Genomic DNA, 18,830 nt, shown 5'->3' on the forward strand with positions numbered 1-18,830 from the left:
TATAAATCATTCGGGTATGGCACATAGAAAAGCAAAAATACAATTAGCGTGTGTGATAGTGGCACTCATGTTGTTTCCGGCCAAAAGTTTCGCATTCATTATCCCCAAAGACCTTCCGACCATCGAGGCTCTGATTGCGCTCCACAAGGCCGTGAAGAAGGACGAGGACCAGGCGTTACAGAGAGTGGCCACCAGTTTCGGCGAACAGTCTTTAATCACGAAAGGAGCCGTCAGGTTCAATGACGTGCGCACCACGCTGAACACAAGGCTTGACAACGCCCATTCCTACCTGGTGCTGGCCGGAGCCATTTCTTCCACCGCCAACTCCCTGTACCGGCTGGTAAGGGAATACAAGGACTTCACGGAAAGCACTTTCAAATATGTGAAGGACAAGCCTTTCGTGGCATGGTACTACACGGATGCCAACCTCGCCATATCAAGGGAGATAAAGCACTGCTACAAGCTCTATGCGTCCGTGGCCGCTTCGGGCATCAACCTGATGAAGGCGAGCATGGACGAGAAACTGAATCTGGTGCTGACGCTCAAAAGCACCGTTGACAAGGCACGGTACATCATTGACAACGCAAACCTGTACTGCTATCTTGTAACGGATTGCGGTTGGAAACCTGATTACATCTGGGAGATTTTGAACTCGGAGGTAAAGGATGCGATAGCGGAAAATGTCATCAACAAATGGAACGAAGGATATGCAGGTTAGAAAGACAATTATCATGGCTGTAATCATACTGGCCGGCATCCCGCTTGTCTCCAACGCCCAACGGCCTACAAGGGACAAGGAAAAGGAACGGCAGTGGAAGTCGATGGAGAACGGCCCGTGGGACTTCGCTCCCGACTGGTACTACTATTTTCTCCACAAGCGGTATTCCGGTGCGGACATGTACTGGAAATGGGCGGGCTTCCATTCCGGCTTCCGGGTGCGGTTCAGGGAGAAGGACTCCAACATCAAGCGTATCATGCCGGTGCGTGTCACGGCCGGGGAAACCCAGCGTCAGAAGGCGGAAAAGGCGGAAGAGGAACGCAAACACATCGAAGGACTGTACAGGGAGGAACTGGCACGGGAGGCGGACCGCAACGTGGATTTGAGTTACCCTGCCTACAAGGACGAGTTCAACCGGATGCAGGACTGCATCACCGACGGGCTGCTCTACTGCATGAAGAAAAGCGATGGCAGGCTCAAGTACCAGGTGAACGAGCTGAGCCGGCAGAATGAGATCCTCTGTGCGGACATCGCCTACATCCACAAGACCGGTGTCGGCTACGGGCTGGAGAACGCCAAGAGGCAGCAGGCCTACGAGGAAGCCAGGAAGAAAATGGAGGAACTGGTCAGCCGGACGGCGCATCTCTGTGCCGTGGCCGCCACTCATTATTAAAAAGGGAAACAAGAAACTGTAAAATATAAATATAAAGTAAGAACGGTATGAATATAATGTGTACACTCCTGACCATCGGTCTGCCCGCCATCGACGAGAGCCTTGACAAGCTGCTGGTCGCCATGGAGACATTCCCCAACGTGGCGGTGCTGGGTGATGCGGTCTCGCTGGCCCGTGCCCTCGGACTCTGCCTCGCCCTCTGTGTCGGCTCTTACGAGTGCTGGATGATGATGCTCGGACGGCGCGGCATGGACGTGATGAAGCTCCTACGCATCATCGGCATCTCCATCTGCATCTCCTCCTCGTCATGGATATGCGAGGCGTTGCAGGTGCCCGGCAAGAGCCTGGAGTCAGCCACCAAGGCCATGGCGCAGGCCAAGAACAAGGAAGTGGCCGCCTTCGAGCTGAAGGTGGCGCAGAAACAGGGGGATTACCTTGACCGCCTCCGGACGGTGCAGGACTCCATCGCCACCGCCAAACAGGTGGCAGCCATCGGGCAGGATGCGGCCTGGTGGGACAAGTTCATCTACAACGTGGAGAACCTCGGCACCACCATCAACAACTACGCCCAGCGTGCCGCCGTGGCCGCCGAGACCAAGGTCAGCGAGTGGATTAACGACGTCATACGCTTCATCGGCGAACTGATTTTCCAGATGTCCTACTACGGCATCCTCGTGGCGCAACGCATCTTCATGGCCATCCTCATGATATTCTGCCCCATCATGTTCGCCCTGTCCCTCGCCCCGCCGTGGAACTCGGCCTGGAGCCAGTGGATGTCAAAATACCTTTCCCTCTCGCTGTGGGGATTCGTGACCTACATGTGCCTGTACTACATTGACTTCATCCTCCTTTACAACCTCCAGCAGGACCTGGTGGCCTACGACCACCTCCTGCACGGCTCGGTGAACTCGTGGGAGCAAATCGGCGCGCTCGGCCTCCAGGGCATCGGCTCGAACTGCATGTACGCCATGGGTATGCTTGTCGGTGCCTACATCATCCGCTTCGTCCCCGAAGTGGCCTCTTGGCTGATACCGGGCGGCGTAAGTTCGGGAGCGGGTTCCGTGGCAGGCTCCACCGCCATGGGAATCACGAGCGCGGCAGGCTCGATGGCCGGAAGTGCGGTCGGCTCGACAATCGGTGCGGCAGGCTCCATGGGGAAATCACTCGTAAAGTAAACTTCAAAACGACAGTATATGCTTATAGAATCCCTTGCACAGAAAACGAAACTCGCCATGATGACGGTGCTGGCCACCATAGCTGGCTGTGCCGTCATCTGCGGGTTCACCGTCTGGTGCTGCGTCTCCCTCGTAAGCGAGGAGCGGCAGCAGATTTATGTACTCGACGGGGACATCCCGTTCCTCGCCGAGCGTGCGAAGCTGGAGGCCAACTTCACCATGGAGGCGAAGGCGCACATCCAGCTCTTCCACCAGTATTTCTTCAACCTGCCGCCCGATGACGACTACATCCGCTGGACGCTCGGCAAGGCGATGTACATGGCGGACGGCACGGCCTTGAAACAGAAACAGGCCATGGACGAGAACGGCTTCTACTCCGACATCATCTCCTCGTCGGCGGTCTGCACCGTCATGTGCGACTCCATCCGCTTTGACGGGAACGAACGCAAGTTCACCTATTACGGAACGCAGCTCATCAAGCGGCGTTCCCGTGACCAGAAACGTTCGCTGGTGACGACCGGGTACATCGAGAGCGTGCCCAGGACACAAAACAATCCCCACGGGCTGATGATCACCGGCTGGAGGACCATCGAGAACAAGGATTTGGACTATTAAAAATATCGGATATGAAATCATTTGGTAAAAAATTGCATGAACAGAGGCTTAAAACGCACCTGCTGATCAGGGCGTGGTTGCAGCCCAGGTTAAGTTCGGTCGGCACGAAATGCCGGTTGCCGGGGCGCATCCGGCTTGCCAACGCATGGGCTAGGAAACATCCCAAAAGGACGTTCGCCTGCGTGGTCGGTTCGTTATCCCTGTTATTGGTCGGAGGCATTGTCTCGGATTTCCTGACCGGCAGGAACGTGACGGAACCCGATGTGAGTGCCATTGCAAACATGGAACCGCTCTTCAGCGGTTTCCGCACCATTCAGGCGAACAAGGACGCGCATCGACGTACACTGCTGGAACTGACCGCCGAGGGGCAGGCCGTCCGCAAGGAACTGGACTCCCTGATTGCCGTCCCGAAGAAATCACGCGCGGATTCCGTCCGTATCGTGCGGCATTACAAAAAACTGGAAAACATCGTCAAATCCCTTAAAAACAATGACAACTCATGATCAAGATTAATTTCAGACAACCCAAGTATATCTTTCCGCTGGTCGTCTTCGTTCCGCTGTGTGCCATGGTTTACTTCCTGATGCAGACATTCGGCGGCGACGGTGAGACAGCGGAGGCGGTGGCCACGGACCACATCAACATGGAACTGCCGGAGGCGCAAACTCAGGAAACCGGAGATAAGATGTATGAGATGTCACGCCGTTTCGACGACGAGGATGCCTTCACGGCAGTCGGTGCGCTCGGGGAGGAAGAGAAAGAGAATGAAAAACTGGGTCACGGCTACACCGAGGACGAGCTTGACAGCATTGACGCCGCCGAAGCCGAGCGCATCCGCCGGCAGCAGGAAATGGAGGAACTGGAGCGTTCACTGGCCGAATCAAGAAAGCACATCAACTCCTACGCTTACGGCGACGGTTCTTCCGGTGGTGGTTCAGAAAACGGTTACACCTCGCAGGATGACTTTGCCCGTGACCTTGAAGAGATACAGAAACGGAGCTATGAACGGCAGAAGGCCATTGAAGCCGGACTCGGTTACGGCAAGTCGGAAGCGGAGAAAATTGCGGAAAAACAGCGTGCGGACTCCATCGCCAGGGTACGCAGGGAGGAAGCGGAACGCAACCGCCCGAACCTTGTCCTGAAATCCTCCGACACCAATGCCGGCAAGTTCCATACCGTCACGGCCTCCAATGAAGCAGCGGAAGCCAGGCTGATACGGGCCATGATAGACCAGACCACCAAGGCACGGGAAGGCACGCGCCTTCGCTTCAAGCTGCTTGACGACGTGACCGTGAGCGGAACCCGGTTGAAGAAAGGCACATACCTTTACGGTACGGTGACAGGATTCGGGCAGCAGCGTGTCCGGGCTGCCATCACCAGCATCCTTGTGGGAGACAGGTTCATCAAGGTCAAGCTCTCTGTCTTTGACAATGACGGCATGGAGGGGTTCTACGTTCCCGAATCCGAGTTCCGTGACTTCGTGAAGGACGCAAGCTCCAGCACGGTACAGCAGAACATCAACTTCGAGTCGGAGGACGGCTACGGTTCCGGCATATCGGGAGAGGCCATCGCCCTGCAGGCCTTGCAGAACATGTACAACTCCGCCACTTCCGCCATCTCTTCCGGCATCAGGAAGAACAAGGCGAAAATCAAGTACAACACCATTGTCTATCTGATCAATTCGGATGACGCACGGTAAACTATCAAATACTTTACACACCGAACAAGAAATCATTAAATCGCATAATATGAAAGTCAGGATTCTTTTACTTTTCATCAGCATCTTCTGTCTTACCGGCAACATATTCGCCAACAGGAGGATTTACGTCAACCGGGAAGTGACCACGCACATTGTCATGCCCGAAAATATCAAGATGGTGGACATTTCCACCCCGAAGATTGCCGGCAACCAGTGTACCGACAACATTGTACGCATCAAGCCTTATCACGAGAATGATTCCCTGCCGGACTTGGGTTATGATGACAACGAGCTGCTGGGTACGCTGACCCTTATCGGGGAACGGCATATCGCACAGTACGATGTCCTTTATACCCAATCTCCCGGCATGGCTTCCAATATATATAATGTGTCATACGACGACCTGCAGTCGTACATCAACCCGGAGGTTTCCATGCCGATGGCGGAGATGGCACGCTATGCGTGGGCGGTCTATGGCAGCGACCGCAAGTTCAACCAGATTGTATCGAACGAGCACGGCATGAAAGCCGTTGTGAACAATATCTACTCCGTCGGGGACTATTTCTTCATTGACTACTCGCTTCGCAACCGGACGAAAATACCCTATGACATCGAGGAGACGAGGATAAAGCTCACGGACAAGAAGGAGACCAAGGCGACCAACTCGCAGACCATCGAGCTGACGCCGGTCTTCACGGTCAACCACGTGAGGAAATTCAAGAAGGACTACCGCAACGTGCTGGTACTGCCGAAGCTCACCTTCCCCGAAGAGAAGATTCTGCGGCTGGAAATTTCCGAGAACCAGATCAGCGGGCGTGTCATCACGCTGACCATCGAGTACAAGGACATCCTCAATGCCGACGGCTTTGATTCGGACATTTTGAAAGACACGCCGTACTATCCCTATTATCACATCACTTATACTGACAGGCCATGAAAAAATTATTGTTTATTCTCTTGTGTGCGGTAGCCTCCATGAGCGCGTCCGCACAGGACGGCAAGCTGACGCTGAACGCCGGCTTCCTTTTCCCCTCCACGTTGAATGCGACCCTCGGTTATGAATATCCGCTGTCCTACGGCAATGCCGTGGAAGTATTCGGCGAGGCGGGCACGCACTGGCACAGGCCCGTTTCCAAGAACTTCTGGAAGGATTATTACTGGGACGGCGGTCTTCTGTACAAGCACCGCCTTGTCCGCTACAAGAACGGGATGCTCCGTTTCCGCTTCGGCCCGCAGTTCGGTGCGGTGAACCGGAAGTTCTTCCTCGGTCTGGAGGGAGGCTTCGAGTACAGCTACGTGCTGCGAAGCGGAATGGAGTTCTCAATTATCCAGAAGAACAACGTGAACTTCCTGCACGGGGACACTTTCCGCAACGGGTTGTTGCTGGGAATAAAAATACCGTTTTGACAGAATATAAATTTATAGCTTATGGCATTTGAGGAAACGAGGGAACAGCAGCAGATGTACAGTTATTTCCGTAGCTGTATCTACATCTTTCTCATCATCGAGATCGTGATGAACCTGCCGGTAACGGCGGACAACCGCGTCACGCAGTTCATTCTTGACATACTGGGACGTTTCAAGGTGTTCAACTCGGTGGCGGGCTGCAAGGTGACGGAACTGGTCTGCATCTGTGTGGTGTGTATAGGTACGAAGGCGAAGAAGGCGTTGAAGTTCAACGTCAGGACGATGGTCATCTACCCGGTACTGGCGGGACTGACCCTTGTCGGGCTGTGTTTTGTCTTTCACGGGATGGACTTCGGCGTCAGCTGGATGGGTTTCCCGGCAGGCCGTATCCTCTATGCCCTCTGCTCGGTGGCAGGCACCATGCTGGTGCATCAGGGGCTGGACGGCATCGCCAGGTATTACAACTACAAGGTGGGCGAAGACCGTTTCAACTTCGAGAACGAATCCTTCCAACAGTCGGAAGTGCTGGTAAACAACGACTACTCGGTGAACATTCCCATGATATATTACTGGAAACAGAAGATGCACAGGGGCTGGATCAACATCATCAACCCGTTCCGTGGGACTATCGTGCTGGGTACGCCCGGTTCGGGTAAGTCGTTCGGCATCATCGACCCGTTCATAAGGCAGCACTCGGCCAAGGGTTTCGCCCTCATGGTATATGACTTTAAGTTTCCGACACTTGCCAAGACGCTTTTTTACCAGTACTGCAAGAACAGGAAAGCCGGAAAACTTCCTGATAATTGCGGATTCAGGATAGTGAACTTTACCGATGTGGAGTATTCCAACCGCATCAACCCGATACAACGGAAGTATATTCCCGACCTGGCGGCGGCATCGGAGACGGCGGCTACGCTGCTCGCCTCCCTGAACAAGGGCGGCGGCGAGAAGAAAGGCGGTTCGGAGGCCTTCTTCACCAACTCGGCGGAGAACTTTCTGGCGGCCATCATCTATTTCTTCGTGAACTTCCACCCGGTAGGGTTCAAGGACGGAAAGAAGCTGAAAAGATTCATCTCACTGGAGGGAAAGGAACACATGGGCAGGAAATACGAGGTGGTCATCCGCAACTGGGACGACTTCAACGCCCTTGACGGCAAGGGCAGCGTGGTGCTGGACTTCGTGGACGAGAAAGGCAACGACGTCTCGACCGATGAAGACCGCATGTTCGTGGAGTTGGAGGGCTTTTCCTACAAGGACAGAACCGGCAAGGAGATAAGGATAAGCCGCTGCTGGTACGAGGACGACAAGGGAAACGAGGTGGAGCCGGACACCGTGACCGGGGAGTATTCCGATATGCCGCACGTGCTGTCCTTCCTCGGGAGGCCATACGACCAGGTGTTCAACATCCTGATGCAGGACGAGAGGATTGCCTCGCTGATGGCTCCGTTCAAGAGTGCCTACGAGAACAAGGCCAACGACCAGCTGGAAGGCATGGTGGGCACGCTCCGTGTCAATGCCGCCCGGCTGGTATCACCGGAAGCCTACTGGGTGTTCACCGGGGACGACTTTGACCTGAAGATTTCCGACAGGGAACATCCGAGCTATCTGGTCATCGCCAACGACCCGGAGAAGGAACAGGTCATCGGCTCGCTGAACGCACTGGTGCTGAACCGACTGATTACCCGTGTGAACTCCAAGGGGAACATCCCGGTGAGCATCATCGTGGACGAGCTGCCGACCCTGTACTTCCACAAGATAGACCGGCTTATCGGCACGGCACGCTCCAACAAGGTGGCCGTGACGCTGGGCTTTCAGGAACTGCCACAGCTGGAGGCGGACTACGGCAAGGTGGGGATGCAGAAGATTATCACCACCTGCGGCAACATCTTCATGGGGGCGGCACGCAACAAGGAGACGCTGGAATGGGCGCAGAACGACGTGTTCGGCAAGGCCAAGCAGACCTCACGCTCCATTTCCATCAACGACAGCAAGGTGTCGACCACCATTTCCGAGAAGATGGACTACCTCGTTCCGGCGGCGAAGATTGCGGACATGGCCACCGGCTGGCTGGCCGGGCAGGCGGCGCGTGACTTTACCGCAACGGACGACAGTATGCTGGAGCGATTCGACATCGAACGGTCCGAGGAGTTCAAGACCACCAAGTACTTCTGCAAGACGCACTTCGACATGAAGAAAATCAAACGGGAGGAGGATCACTACGTGCCGCTTCCCAAAATCTACGAGTTCCGGAATGACCGGGAGAGGGAAATCATGCTCAACCGCAACTTCAAGCGGGTGAACCAGGAGGTCGAGGACATGGTAAAGGAACTGTTGGGCATGAGTTGAATGACTATACGATTATGGATACAAAATTCTGCTTACCGGGATGGAGCGGCAGCGCATTGAAAGTCATCGCCATGGTTTCCATGGTGACAGACCACATTGCCCTCTATTTTTTGAAAGATGATACTTTCCTATACGGGGTGATGCGTTGCGTGGGGCGTATCGCTTTCCCGGTGTTCGCTTTCCTAATAGCGGAAGGGTTCACTCATACCCGGAACAGGATGCGGTATTTCCTGACACTGCTGGGGTTCGCTGCTGTTAGCGAACTGCCGTGGCATCTGCTGAACGGGAGTGACGGAACGCACAACGTGATGTTTACGCTGGCTTTGGGTGTGGCGGTACTGGCGGCTTTTGAAAGGCTGGACGGGCATAAAGTCATTTGCTACTGCACAATCCTTCTGACAGCATGGTTGGCCACATGGTCAGGTGTGGATTATGAGTGGAGAGGTATTCTGATGATTGTAATCTTCTATCTGTTTCAAAAGTGCGGGAACACTTTCCCTTCCCACTTATGCAGAATGGCTCAATTGCTTTTTACTTTTCCCTTGATGATGCACTATGGAGTGATTGGCGCAATGCTCGCCTGCACCGTTATTCTGTTTTATAATGGCAGAAGGGGATTTATACAAGGCAATGTGGCCAAGTATGGATTCTATGCTTTTTACCCAGCGCATCTGTTTATACTTGTCATCATTGTAAAACACCTAAATTTATAACAAACTGACATATAGATATTTTTCAAGATAAAATTCATGTTGTTTCATAAATACCGATTATTTCCACAAATCTTCACTTCTCCAATTTGGGCTGAATCCCATTGCAGCAATATCTATTGAGGGAAATTCGTTCAACAAGACTGATAGTTTTTCATTGAAGTTGTTATTTGGAGAAGCCGAAGCAAGAAAATACCGGATTATACACAAGCGATAGTAAATCCTTTTCTTATCCACATTTGAGGCGTCAATCCATGCGTATGTGGTCTTACGTGGCTCGGCAGGATTCAACATGAAATCACGATTCCATACCCTTGCGTGGTGACAGCACATATTACGAAGATTGGCAAGCACCGTCAGCCAAGAAGTAAATACCTGTGGTTTCAACCCAAAATAACCGGCAATACGCTTCATCAGTTTGTTACTCGCTATATTTGAGTAAATATAGTTAAGGTTGCCGAATGAAAGCACTTCAGTTATCATCCATGCCGGAGGATAGTCTTCAATGTAATTCTGCCGAAAGTCCTCTATGTAATCTTCCTTACTCGATACCAACTCCTTTTCTATGATTGCCAAAGTCTGGTTGAACTTGTCAGGGTTAGCGAAGTATTCGGATTTGGTAATCCAATACTTATCACCTAATTCCTGACATCCTATATTGGCCAATACACTTCGTATAGCAACCTCTATCTTTTCAATTTCATTGAAAAGCAGAATACGCAGTTTCTTGTCAAATCGGTACAAGGTCAGTATCTGCCGGAAAGATATGCCTTCCTTCAAGACCCTATCACTCTTTGGAATCCGATAAAAGGGGAAAATATATGCAGTAAGCCTATGATAACCAATATTCATCAAATAATTTTCCACTTTCTGATCATCGTCCATGAGCATACCACGGGATTTTAGAATTTGAGCAATCTCTGCCGGGGAAGAATATGGTTTGGCAAAACTTGTTTTCATATAGGTATAATAAAAAAACGACCCGCCGATTTGAGCATTGTAAAGAGGCTTGGCAGGTTCTAATGCCGCAAAGGTAATAAAACAATTTTGATTTGCAAAACATTTAATAGATTTCCACACGATTTCCACACGATAATCTGTTGATTTCATGTTTCTTGTCTGTACAAAAAAGTTATCTTGTCCTACATAAGCTTCGCTTTTTGCATTTTTGATTTGTTCTTTTCCTACCTAAAGTTGTTTCAGTACACGAATAACGGAGCGAATATACCCGGGGTCTTCCGCATATCCAATTTCATCAAGCCATAGCAAATAATTGCCACCCTTATATCTGTATTGCACTTTCGTGTAATAAGCCCGGACACTCTCCGTCCAATGCCCGAACTCATAGTATTTCCCTGTACGGGGATTGGTCAGCCCGAAGAGGTTGTGCTTGTTCCGGCATACGGCAGAGCGGAACCAGCCCGTTTCGAGGATGGCCTGCGCCAGCACGATTTTCGGATGACGAATACCGTTACGGAGAATTTCCTCATAGAGATTAGGGATAGTAAGTTCGGGAAGCTTTTTATCCGGCTTTATCTCGCTTAACTTTTGGGACGTGCTTTTGTCACTGTTTCGGCTTTTCCTGTTACTGTTTTCCTGACCGACAACTGTAAGGTTCAATGTATCTTTAGCCAATGAATTTATTGAACCAGCCTCCGTATTCCATTTATTATCAACATATTCAATGGTATCTCTTACAAAAGGAGGCATGATTTTCGACTCTTTTGTAATCGTATAGAACTGGGCGGATGCCGCTACCGGCATGAGCGTCAGCATGAATACTATAAGAATAGTGTTGCGCATTTCTGTTTCAGGGATTTGATGCGGATAAATTTGTGGCAATCAGACGGCCACGGCCGCAAAATTAACAGCTTAACAACCATAAAATGGAAATGCACAACAGAAATCAACCCGAACCGCTGCCATACGAGAGACTGGCAGCACTGGGCATCGACCGGGAAAAGGCCGACCTTCTGCCGCAGGAAGTGAAGGACAGGCTTGTTTCCGGCGAGGTCACACCGCTCATGCAGGTGTCGATAAGTGCCCGAAACGGTGACGTGATCACGTTACCGCTCAAACTGCAGATGACCGCTGACAAGAACGGCAATCCCGTACTCATGGCCTATCCTGTCCGTGCCGCTCTCGAAGCGGAACGTAGCGGCATCCTCCGACTGACGGAACAGGAAGCCGCAAGGCTCAATAGTGGTGAAGTCATCCAAAAAGCCGTGGAAATCAACGGCGAGAAGACACGGCAGTATCTCCAGCTTGATCCCGAAACGAAGTCCGTCATACACCGACGGGTAACTGATGTTCAGATTGAACAGAAGCTGAAGGACATGGAGAAGGTGAATGACATCGAACTGGGGACACAGCAGAAGCAGCAGGTACGTGAGGGAAAGCCCGTGGAGCTGAACGTGGGCGGTGAAAAGGTCTCCGTCGGCGTGGACCTTAAAGAACCGCAGGGGTTCAAGGTGATACAGGGCGACTTGAAAGAATGGGAACGGCAGCAGAAACTCCGCTATGACGAACGGCATCCCGAATACCTCGGACTGGTGATGACGGACAAAAACCGCTGGGAATACCTGAAGGTGGTTGACCGTCAGTCACAGGAGCGGGCGTTGAAGTTCCATTCCTCCCCGAAAGAATCCAAGGGTCTCAAAATCTAAAACCAGTTTCCCATGGCCAAGAAAGAGAATACAGACAAGGATACCACCCTTCTCGGAAAGTTTGACGCATTGAAGAAGAAGCACCCGGACGCGATGCTGCTTTTCCGCAACGGGGACTTCTATGAGCTGTACAGGGAGGATGCCGTCAAGGCTTCCGTACTGCTTGCCTTGAAGATTTCGGAGAAAATCATTCCCGGCGAGAAAGAGCCTGTCAAGCTGGCCGGGTTTCCCCATCATGCCCTGGACACGTATCTGCCCAAACTGATCCGTTCGGGGCAAAGGGTCGCCATCTGTGATGCGATTGAAGACCCGAAGCTGATGAAGAAAGCGAAAACGCAAGAAGAAATAACTCCAAACAATGAAGCTATGGCAAAGAAAAAGAAAGAGAAGGCTACGCAGGAAGAGCCTGCCAAGACAGTGGGAAACGCTGCCGTGGAGAAACCTGCCGACGAGAAGAAGGCCGAGACGAAAGTCGAAGCCGGGAAGGAGCGCAAACCCCGTGAACCGCAGATGGTGACGGCCAACGGTGAAAAAGTGACGCACGGCCATGCCTACCAGAGCAAGGACAACCCGGAAGACTGGTATTTTACAGCCAAGATTGACGGGCAGCAGCTGAAACCGCAGAAAATGGATGCGGCTGACCTTGCCGCCTACCAGAAGAAGGAGATGACCGTACCCCAGCTGATGGAACGCTACTACCCGACCAAGCTCATGCCCAAAGTGCCCGAAGAGGCTTTCCGGATGCCTAAGTCGATTGACGGGCCGGAGGGCAGCGTCACGGTGGAGAAGTTCAACGTGTACAAGGAGAAGGACGAGCAGCGTCCCGATTACGGCAAGTACAAGTTTTACGCGCAGGTCGGCGATACCAAGATGTCGGCCGTCGCCTCCCGTCAGGATTTGAACGCCTACTTCGACCGGGTGATGACACCAGAGCAGCTGTTGGAGAGGAACTTCGGCGAACGGCTGCACCTGAAATCCGCCTACGAGAAATACCGGCTTCCCGAAGGCATCGACCCCAAGGGTGTCCGTGTGGCCAAGGACCATGCCGACAACAAGTGGAAAGTGTCGGTGGACATGGGCGACAGGGGCAAGACCTCCCGGCATGAAATCTCCTTCGACGACGGCTATTCGCTCTTCAAGACCAAGACCGCCACACGGGAGCAGATAGCGGCCAAGTACCTGAACACGGAAATCACCGATATGCTGGCGGGCAACACCGCCAGGGTGGAAAAATCAGCTTCCATGAAAATGTAACTGAATGAGAAAGAGTAATTAATAATTCATATCACATTAAAAACAGTAAACGATTATGTCAAAAGCAATGAGACACGAGGAGCTGGTGGAACTCCTCCAGGAAGGCAAGATAGGTTTCCTCCGCTTTGTCATGGAGGGAGAGAACGCGCAGGACTACCTCGACTGGTGCCGTGCCCACGGTACGGACCCGTCGGACGAGTCGGCGGAGTTTTATGTCGAACAGACGGACACCGAGGGGATGGACCGCCAGCTAACGGACGACGAGGACTATGGCATATGGAACTAACTCACTGTCGTCATCGGGCGGTTCCGGCCAGGCAGCTCTGGAACGGTTTACGGCAATGATGATCGAGCGTATGCGGCAGATGAAGGAAACCGGCTGGAAGAAAGGCTGGATAGGCGGCGAGTCGGGCTATGCCGGGCTGCCGCAGAACGTGGGAGGACGCAACTATTCCGGCTCCAACTCTTTCTTCCTGCAATTGCACACGGCCGCCATGGGGTATCAGCTCCCGGTCTATCTGACCTTCAAGCAGGCCCATAACCTGAAAGCCCATGTCCTGAAAGGCGAGAAAGCCTTCCCCGTGGTGTACTGGGACATGCTGGTAAAGGACAGGGACGGCAGGCGCGTCAGCTCCGACGAGTACCGTGCCATGACGAAGGAGGAACGGCAGGGGCTGGAGGCCATCCCGTTCGTCAAGTCCTTCCCTGTCTATAACGTGGCGCAGACCAACCTGGCCGAGATGCAGCCGGAAAGGATGCAGAAACTCCTTGACAGGTTCAAGGTGCCCGAACTCCGGGACACGGAGGGAATGTACGCCCATGCCGCCCTCGACCGCATGGTGCAGACGCAGCAGTGGCTCTGCCCGATACAGGCGGACAAACGTGTGGACGGGGCTTTCTACTCTCCCTCGCAGGACCGTATCGTGGTGCCCATGAAGGCGCAGTTCAACATCGGCAGCTCGCCGGAGGAGACTTACCGGGGCGGCATGGAGTATTATTCCACCATGCTGCACGAGATGACGCACTCCACCATGACACCCGAACGGCTCAACCGTGAAACGGGCGGACGCTTCGGCGACCCGAAGTACGCCAAGGAGGAGCTGGTGGCCGAACTCACGGCTGCCATGATCAGCCACTCCATGGGCTTTGACTCCAAAGTGACCGACAACTCCGCCGCCTACCTGGACTCGTGGATAGGCACGCTGAAACAGGAACCGAAATTCATCGTCTCCGTCATGGCGGACGTGAACAAGGCGTCGGACCTGATTCTCGACCACGTGGACAAGCAGCGGCTGGCACTCGGCGAGCAGCCGTACCTGGCCAAGAACGACCCACTGGCCCCGTTGGATGCCGGTGAGGAGGTGCCTTTCAAGAATGCGGCCATCGTCAAGACACGCTCCGGTGACTATGCCATCCGCGCCTCCTACGACGGGGTGGAACTGGGACTGAAGAAAGTGTCGAAAGACACCGCAAAAACCTTCTTCCAGCTCACCGACATGAAGGACAAGGCGGCGTTCCTGAACATGACGGCACGCAAGACCTACGGGCCGGAACTGGCGGTCATGCAGCGCACGCAGAAAGCCGGTACGGGAATCAGCATTTAACAAGAATATGAATATCACCGTAATACGGACGGGCTTATGACGGACTACAAGGTAAACTTCAAGGAACTGAAATCCCGTGTGGGCATTGACGACATCGCCTATGCCCTGGGCTACCGTCTGGACCGCAAGGCCGGTGTGGGAAGGTACATCGAGCTGGTGCTGGGCGAAGGCAGGGACAGGCGTGACACCATCATCGTCAGCCACCCGAACGACAAGGCGGCGCAGACGTTCTTCCGCAGGAACGGCTCGAAAGGCGATGTGGTCACGCTCATACGGGAGAACCTTTCCTCCTTCACGGTGTCGGGCAAGGACGAGTGGCAGAAAATCGCCAAGGTCATGGCACGCTTTGCCAACATGCCCGAACCCGAATACCGGGAAGACCGCGAGTATGTGAAATCCGCCATGCACACTGCCGTATTTGACAGTTCACGGTATGAGGTGAAGCCTGTCGATACGGAGAAGACACCGGGACTGTTCGCCCTCAGGGGCATTTCCGCCGAGACGGTCAGGGAACTTTCTCCGTTCGTCTGCCTCATACGTGACCGCCGGAACGGCAAGTTCGACGGCTACAACATCGGTTTCCCCTACACGGACGCACGAAATGATGAAGTCAGGGGCTACGAGATACGGGGGCACAGCGGCTACAAGTCCAAGGCGGCCGGCACCGATTCCTCCTCCTCGGCATGGGTGGCCGACCTGACGGGCGGCAACCGTGAGGCGGTCCGGAGCGTGTTCTTCTGTGAGTCCGCTTTCGATGCGATGGCATTCTACCAGGTGAACCGGGCACGGATAAATGCGGAAGTGGCACTGGTGTCGCTCGGCGGCACGTTCTCGGACAGGCAGATAACCGGTGTCATGGAGCGTTTTCCCCATGCCCGTGCCTTCGACTGTTTCGACAACGACCTTGCCGGGCGCATCTACGGGCTTCGCATGATGGCCCTTCTGGAAAATATCCCGATGAAAATCCATAAGGCGGAGGACGGCATACGGATAGAGGCGAAAGGAAAATCCTTCACACTGGACACGGAACGCTCCCTTACGGCACAGGCCGGCGAGCGTCTGGGCATCCGCTACCGCATGGGACAGTGGCTGCCTCCCAAGGCTTTCAAGGACTGGAACGACTGCCTGATGAACAGGCCTTTACAACCAGTCCTTTCCCCCAACAAGGATGACCGGGAACGGAAGCTGGCCGAATATCGGAATACTGGACTTAAAATGTAAGGTATATGGAATCATTGAAAATGAAACTGAAAATAATCGCCGTCATTTGCGGTTGCATGACAGGAAATCTGCCGGTATTCGCCCAGCAGACCGACCCGGCACTGACCGGGGCGGTCATCGCGCAGACAGCCGAGCTGAAAAGCATCCACAAGAAGCGCAAGGAAAGGCAGGAGAAAATCATTGCGGCAGAGACCGCCGTAACAGTGGCTCTTGACCGGGTACATAACGTGGAGGACAAAATGCTGGAATACCTTTCCAATGCCCAGGGTGCGGTACAGAACCTGTACCAGATCAAACGTGCAGGGGAACTGGTGACGACGGAAATCCCCAGGAACTGCGACCTGCTCCTGAAATCGGTGGGCGGAAACCTCAAGGGCACGGCCATCGCCGCACTGGTGTCGGACGAGCTGGCGGATGCCGCCACGCAGATGGCTGCACTCTACCCGTTCATGAAACAGCTCGTGACATCGGGAAGCTATGACGTGGGCGGCACGGACGGCAAGAACGGGAAGCACAAGGTGAACCTGTTGAGTTCCTCCGAACGCTACTACATCGCCAACGAGGTGGTGACGAGGCTGGAGGCCGTCAACACAGACCTGTTCATACTGGCATGGCAGGTGCGAACGCTCTCGTGGAACGACCTCTGGTTCTCGCTCGACCCGGAAAGCTGGGCAAGCGTGATGTCCGGCAAGAACATCGTCGGCGGCATCGTGGCCGAATGGAACCGGGGTTTCTGAAAAGATAAAAAAATAACAAAGTAACATCAACAATCATGGAAACTGAAAAAAGAATCATCGGACGCTGCCCCCTGTGCGGCGGGAACGTGGTAAAGACCTGCAAGGGCTACCGCTGCGAGCATAACATCGGGGAACAGCCGTCCTGCGTGCTGAACATCAACGGCATCATCGGCAACCGCAAGATGAACGATGCGGAAATCACGGAACTGCTGGAGAAACGGCATGTCCTGTTGGACGGCTTCACCTCCAAGGAGGGCAAGGCGTTCCCGACCGTGCTGGAGCTGGCGGACGACGGCAGCGTGCCGATGCAGCCGGTCATCGGCAAATGCCCGCACTGCGGCGGAGAGATACGTGTCGGAAGCCGGGCGTTCAACTGCTCCAACTACAACAACGAATCCGCACCGTGTTCATTCTCCATCTGGAGGAACATCGGAGGGCACCAGCTTACACTCGACGAGGCGAAAGAGCTGTGCGAGAAACAGATTACGGCATCCGAACTGGAAATGTACCGGGAGGACGGCACCGTGTACCGTAAGCGGCTCGGAGTGTCTCCCGACAAACTTCAAATCATCAAGGTATGAGACAGGGTACGTTATTAATTGTGATACTGATTACCGGCATCCTCTTCTGGGGCGGCGTGTTCTATTTCATGTTCCGGCCAGACAACCCCGGCAAGAGAGCCGTGGAGGTGGCGGAGCTTGCGCTGAAAGCCTCGGTGGACAACCCCGAATCCGTCAGGGTCATCGGTATCAGCAAGGCGGATTCCGTCTTCGGCAGGGAGTACGTGAACATGGAGGAAAAGATGGCACTCTCCATGGCGATGATGAAAATCAACGAAAAAGTAATGAAAGAGACGAATGGGCTGGAGAATTTTAACCCGGACAACAGGGATATGGCCGGGCTGATGGAGCGGCAGATGGAAGCTATGGCCGTCCTGCGGTCGCTCACAATTCCCGGTGGTCAGAACGGCAAGACCCTAAAACCTTTCAACGGGTGGAAAGTCAAGATTGAGTTCGAGGCGAAAACGGCGGAAGGAAAACCCTACCGCTCCGAATACTGGTTCATTCTTGACAAGGAGGCCCGTTGCGTAATCAAGTCGTTTGAGATCCCATTGGTTTAAGCATACTTTAATTTTATGTACACTTTCAGAGTCCCGGCACGTCGGTGTCGGGATTTTTTTGTGCCGTCATTAACTGAATGAATACAAGTACATCCCTGTCTGCCTCAAGGCTTGGCGCATCTGTGGATTTTCCGATACAAAATAACGGAGGGCCGTGGCGACGGCAAACACCGCTATGCTTGGCCGCACGGAAAACGACCGGCAGCCTTCCGCAATTTGTGCCAAATTGGGTATTCCGTCCGCTTTCCGCTTGCCATGTCCGCCTTTTGCCACTTCAAGCCCTCCGTGTGGGTAAGTATCGTAAAAATCCCCCGGATGCGAGAAGCCGTAAGGCTTCAGACAAGAGGGAAAAGAATTAAGAATTACATAAATATATTAAAATTATGTTTAGCACTATTTTTCAACTCAGCAACAGACCAATAGAAAAAAGGGAGTATATCGGCATCGAACACGTGGGACAGGGCGACATGGTCTTTATGGACTACACCTGCGAGATTGACAACGAAGACCGCAAAAGGGAAATCAAGAACCTTGCGGGGCGCATTTTGCCCGAGGGCATGTTTACCCTCAATGCGGACGAGACGCTGGCCTATAACGGGGGCTTCACGGAGTGGCGAAAGACTTATCTTGACCTTATCCGCAAACGGACGGACGCACTCACCGAGAAGAACATCATGGAATGGGCAGGGACTGCCTACCACCTTCAGAAAGCCATACTCAATCCGCTCGCCACGGACTGCCTTTTCATCACGGAGTTTTGTGACGGACACGGAACGGCTGAACGGTCAAGGGAACTCATGCGGTTGGTTGAAACGCTTGCAGCAGGGGAAAAACTATATATCGGGGCGGTAATCGGCTATCGCTTCTAATACTTAAAACGGAAAC

The 18,830-nt window shown here is 53.5% G+C and carries 21 protein-coding genes; 19 read left to right on the forward strand and 2 right to left on the reverse strand.

What is annotated here, in order from left to right:
• Positions 1–16: 16 nt before the first annotated feature.
• The 10 genes from BQ8005_RS01425 to BQ8005_RS01470 are packed head-to-tail and all read left to right on the forward strand — an operon-like array spanning position 17 to position 9,346.
• On the forward strand, positions 17–718 hold the full coding sequence (locus BQ8005_RS01425; protein ID WP_022163565.1) for a hypothetical protein: 702 nt from the start codon (positions 17–19) through the stop codon (positions 716–718).
• Positions 708–1,391 carry a DUF5045 domain-containing protein gene (locus tag BQ8005_RS01430; RefSeq protein ID WP_022163564.1) on the forward strand — a complete coding sequence of 228 codons (684 nt, stop codon included), beginning with the start codon at positions 708–710 and terminating at the stop codon, positions 1,389–1,391. Before BQ8005_RS01425 ends, BQ8005_RS01430 begins: the two co-directional genes overlap by 11 nt.
• A gap of 47 nt (positions 1,392–1,438) precedes the next feature.
• Complete coding sequence (locus tag BQ8005_RS01435) at positions 1,439–2,566, forward strand: TraJ family protein (RefSeq protein WP_075316816.1); 1,128 nt, start codon at positions 1,439–1,441, stop codon at positions 2,564–2,566.
• 18 nt (positions 2,567–2,584) lie between these two features.
• Positions 2,585–3,181, forward strand: a complete 597-nt coding sequence (traK, locus tag BQ8005_RS01440; protein ID WP_075316817.1) for a conjugative transposon protein TraK — start codon at positions 2,585–2,587, stop codon at positions 3,179–3,181.
• An 11-nt stretch (positions 3,182–3,192) separates the two neighbouring features.
• Positions 3,193–3,684 (forward strand): hypothetical protein, encoded by a 492-nt coding sequence (locus tag BQ8005_RS01445; RefSeq protein ID WP_022163561.1) that lies wholly within the window; start codon positions 3,193–3,195, stop codon positions 3,682–3,684.
• Complete coding sequence (traM, locus tag BQ8005_RS01450; protein ID WP_022163560.1) at positions 3,681–4,880, forward strand: conjugative transposon protein TraM; 1,200 nt, start codon at positions 3,681–3,683, stop codon at positions 4,878–4,880. The genes BQ8005_RS01445 and traM overlap by 4 nt, the downstream gene beginning before the upstream one ends.
• Before the next feature lie 49 nt (positions 4,881–4,929).
• A complete protein-coding gene (traN, locus tag BQ8005_RS01455; protein WP_022163559.1) occupies positions 4,930–5,817 on the forward strand; it encodes a conjugative transposon protein TraN in 888 nt (295 codons plus the stop codon).
• On the forward strand, positions 5,814–6,287 hold the full coding sequence (locus BQ8005_RS01460) for a hypothetical protein (RefSeq protein WP_022163558.1): 474 nt from the start codon (positions 5,814–5,816) through the stop codon (positions 6,285–6,287). The genes traN and BQ8005_RS01460 overlap by 4 nt, the downstream gene beginning before the upstream one ends.
• Before the next feature lie 21 nt (positions 6,288–6,308).
• On the forward strand, positions 6,309–8,633 hold the full coding sequence (locus BQ8005_RS01465) for a type IV secretory system conjugative DNA transfer family protein (RefSeq protein ID WP_022163557.1): 2,325 nt from the start codon (positions 6,309–6,311) through the stop codon (positions 8,631–8,633).
• Positions 8,634–8,647: 14 nt separating this feature from the next.
• Positions 8,648–9,346 (forward strand): TraX family protein, encoded by a 699-nt coding sequence (locus BQ8005_RS01470; protein ID WP_075316818.1) that lies wholly within the window; start codon positions 8,648–8,650, stop codon positions 9,344–9,346.
• A gap of 57 nt (positions 9,347–9,403) precedes the next feature.
• On the opposite strand, the gene BQ8005_RS01475 is transcribed toward BQ8005_RS01470, so the two are convergent.
• Together BQ8005_RS01475 and BQ8005_RS01480 are read right to left on the reverse strand one after the other, a co-directional pair.
• Positions 9,404–10,453, reverse strand: coding sequence for an Abi family protein (locus BQ8005_RS01475; RefSeq protein WP_022163555.1), 1,050 nt, complete (start codon positions 10,451–10,453; stop codon positions 9,404–9,406).
• Positions 10,454–10,531: 78 nt separating this feature from the next.
• Entirely contained in the window at positions 10,532–11,146 is a 615-nt protein-coding gene (locus BQ8005_RS01480; protein ID WP_022163554.1) for a glucosaminidase domain-containing protein, read from the reverse strand.
• 83 nt (positions 11,147–11,229) lie between these two features.
• Between BQ8005_RS01480 and BQ8005_RS01485 the strand changes: the two genes are divergently transcribed.
• The 9 genes from BQ8005_RS01485 to BQ8005_RS01525 all read left to right on the forward strand — a co-directional run bounded on the left by BQ8005_RS01485 (position 11,230) and on the right by BQ8005_RS01525 (position 18,814).
• Entirely contained in the window at positions 11,230–12,009 is a 780-nt protein-coding gene (locus BQ8005_RS01485; protein WP_200806319.1) for a DUF3945 domain-containing protein, read from the forward strand.
• A gap of 12 nt (positions 12,010–12,021) precedes the next feature.
• Positions 12,022–13,263 carry a MutS N-terminal domain-containing protein gene (locus BQ8005_RS01490; protein ID WP_022163552.1) on the forward strand — a complete coding sequence of 414 codons (1,242 nt, stop codon included), beginning with the start codon at positions 12,022–12,024 and terminating at the stop codon, positions 13,261–13,263.
• A 55-nt stretch (positions 13,264–13,318) separates the two neighbouring features.
• A complete protein-coding gene (locus BQ8005_RS01495; RefSeq protein WP_022163551.1) occupies positions 13,319–13,549 on the forward strand; it encodes a hypothetical protein in 231 nt (76 codons plus the stop codon).
• Complete coding sequence (locus BQ8005_RS01500) at positions 13,533–14,867, forward strand: ArdC family protein (protein ID WP_075316819.1); 1,335 nt, start codon at positions 13,533–13,535, stop codon at positions 14,865–14,867. Before BQ8005_RS01495 ends, BQ8005_RS01500 begins: the two co-directional genes overlap by 17 nt.
• Positions 14,868–14,903: 36 nt before the next feature.
• Positions 14,904–16,088 (forward strand): DUF3991 and TOPRIM domain-containing protein, encoded by a 1,185-nt coding sequence (locus BQ8005_RS01505; protein WP_022163548.1) that lies wholly within the window; start codon positions 14,904–14,906, stop codon positions 16,086–16,088.
• A gap of 20 nt (positions 16,089–16,108) precedes the next feature.
• Positions 16,109–16,825 (forward strand): hypothetical protein, encoded by a 717-nt coding sequence (locus BQ8005_RS01510; RefSeq protein ID WP_394334110.1) that lies wholly within the window; start codon positions 16,109–16,111, stop codon positions 16,823–16,825.
• A gap of 35 nt (positions 16,826–16,860) precedes the next feature.
• The gene (locus BQ8005_RS01515) at positions 16,861–17,406 is read left to right on the forward strand and encodes a topoisomerase C-terminal repeat-containing protein (RefSeq protein WP_022163546.1); all 546 of its coding nucleotides are present in this window, start codon (positions 16,861–16,863) and stop codon (positions 17,404–17,406) included.
• Complete coding sequence (locus tag BQ8005_RS01520) at positions 17,403–17,945, forward strand: hypothetical protein (RefSeq protein WP_022163545.1); 543 nt, start codon at positions 17,403–17,405, stop codon at positions 17,943–17,945. Before BQ8005_RS01515 ends, BQ8005_RS01520 begins: the two co-directional genes overlap by 4 nt.
• Positions 17,946–18,328: 383 nt before the next feature.
• Positions 18,329–18,814 (forward strand): hypothetical protein, encoded by a 486-nt coding sequence (locus tag BQ8005_RS01525; RefSeq protein WP_022163544.1) that lies wholly within the window; start codon positions 18,329–18,331, stop codon positions 18,812–18,814.
• Positions 18,815–18,830: the final 16 nt, after the last annotated feature.

It is taken from the genome of Bacteroides togonis, from assembly GCF_900130135.1.
In the GTDB taxonomy this organism is placed as follows: Bacteria; Bacteroidota; Bacteroidia; order Bacteroidales; family Bacteroidaceae; genus Bacteroides; species Bacteroides pullorum.

Bases quoted from the DNA above. Each gene is read 5' to 3' on its own strand.
- BQ8005_RS01520 (WP_022163545.1), top strand. From the start codon at position 17,403: ATGAGACAGGGTACGTTATTAATTGTGATACTGATTACCGGCATCCTC.
- BQ8005_RS01505 (WP_022163548.1), top strand. From the start codon at position 14,904: ATGACGGACTACAAGGTAAACTTCAAGGAACTGAAATCCCGTGTGGGC.
- BQ8005_RS01435 (WP_075316816.1), top strand. From the start codon at position 1,439: ATGAATATAATGTGTACACTCCTGACCATCGGTCTGCCCGCCATCGAC.
- BQ8005_RS01460 (WP_022163558.1), top strand. From the start codon at position 5,814: ATGAAAAAATTATTGTTTATTCTCTTGTGTGCGGTAGCCTCCATGAGC.
- BQ8005_RS01500 (WP_075316819.1), top strand. From the start codon at position 13,533: ATGGCATATGGAACTAACTCACTGTCGTCATCGGGCGGTTCCGGCCAG.
- BQ8005_RS01495 (WP_022163551.1), top strand. From the start codon at position 13,319: ATGTCAAAAGCAATGAGACACGAGGAGCTGGTGGAACTCCTCCAGGAA.
- BQ8005_RS01525 (WP_022163544.1), top strand. From the start codon at position 18,329: ATGTTTAGCACTATTTTTCAACTCAGCAACAGACCAATAGAAAAAAGG.
- traM (WP_022163560.1), top strand. From the start codon at position 3,681: ATGATCAAGATTAATTTCAGACAACCCAAGTATATCTTTCCGCTGGTC.
- BQ8005_RS01490 (WP_022163552.1), top strand. From the start codon at position 12,022: ATGGCCAAGAAAGAGAATACAGACAAGGATACCACCCTTCTCGGAAAG.
- BQ8005_RS01480 (WP_022163554.1), bottom strand. From the start codon at position 11,146: ATGCGCAACACTATTCTTATAGTATTCATGCTGACGCTCATGCCGGTA.
- traN (WP_022163559.1), top strand. From the start codon at position 4,930: ATGAAAGTCAGGATTCTTTTACTTTTCATCAGCATCTTCTGTCTTACC.
- BQ8005_RS01515 (WP_022163546.1), top strand. From the start codon at position 16,861: ATGGAAACTGAAAAAAGAATCATCGGACGCTGCCCCCTGTGCGGCGGG.
- BQ8005_RS01425 (WP_022163565.1), top strand. From the start codon at position 17: ATGGCACATAGAAAAGCAAAAATACAATTAGCGTGTGTGATAGTGGCA.
- BQ8005_RS01475 (WP_022163555.1), bottom strand. From the start codon at position 10,453: ATGAAATCAACAGATTATCGTGTGGAAATCGTGTGGAAATCTATTAAA.
- BQ8005_RS01470 (WP_075316818.1), top strand. From the start codon at position 8,648: ATGGATACAAAATTCTGCTTACCGGGATGGAGCGGCAGCGCATTGAAA.
- BQ8005_RS01465 (WP_022163557.1), top strand. From the start codon at position 6,309: ATGGCATTTGAGGAAACGAGGGAACAGCAGCAGATGTACAGTTATTTC.
- BQ8005_RS01485 (WP_200806319.1), top strand. From the start codon at position 11,230: ATGGAAATGCACAACAGAAATCAACCCGAACCGCTGCCATACGAGAGA.
- BQ8005_RS01510 (WP_394334110.1), top strand. From the start codon at position 16,109: ATGAAACTGAAAATAATCGCCGTCATTTGCGGTTGCATGACAGGAAAT.
- BQ8005_RS01445 (WP_022163561.1), top strand. From the start codon at position 3,193: ATGAAATCATTTGGTAAAAAATTGCATGAACAGAGGCTTAAAACGCAC.
- traK (WP_075316817.1), top strand. From the start codon at position 2,585: ATGCTTATAGAATCCCTTGCACAGAAAACGAAACTCGCCATGATGACG.
- BQ8005_RS01430 (WP_022163564.1), top strand. From the start codon at position 708: ATGCAGGTTAGAAAGACAATTATCATGGCTGTAATCATACTGGCCGGC.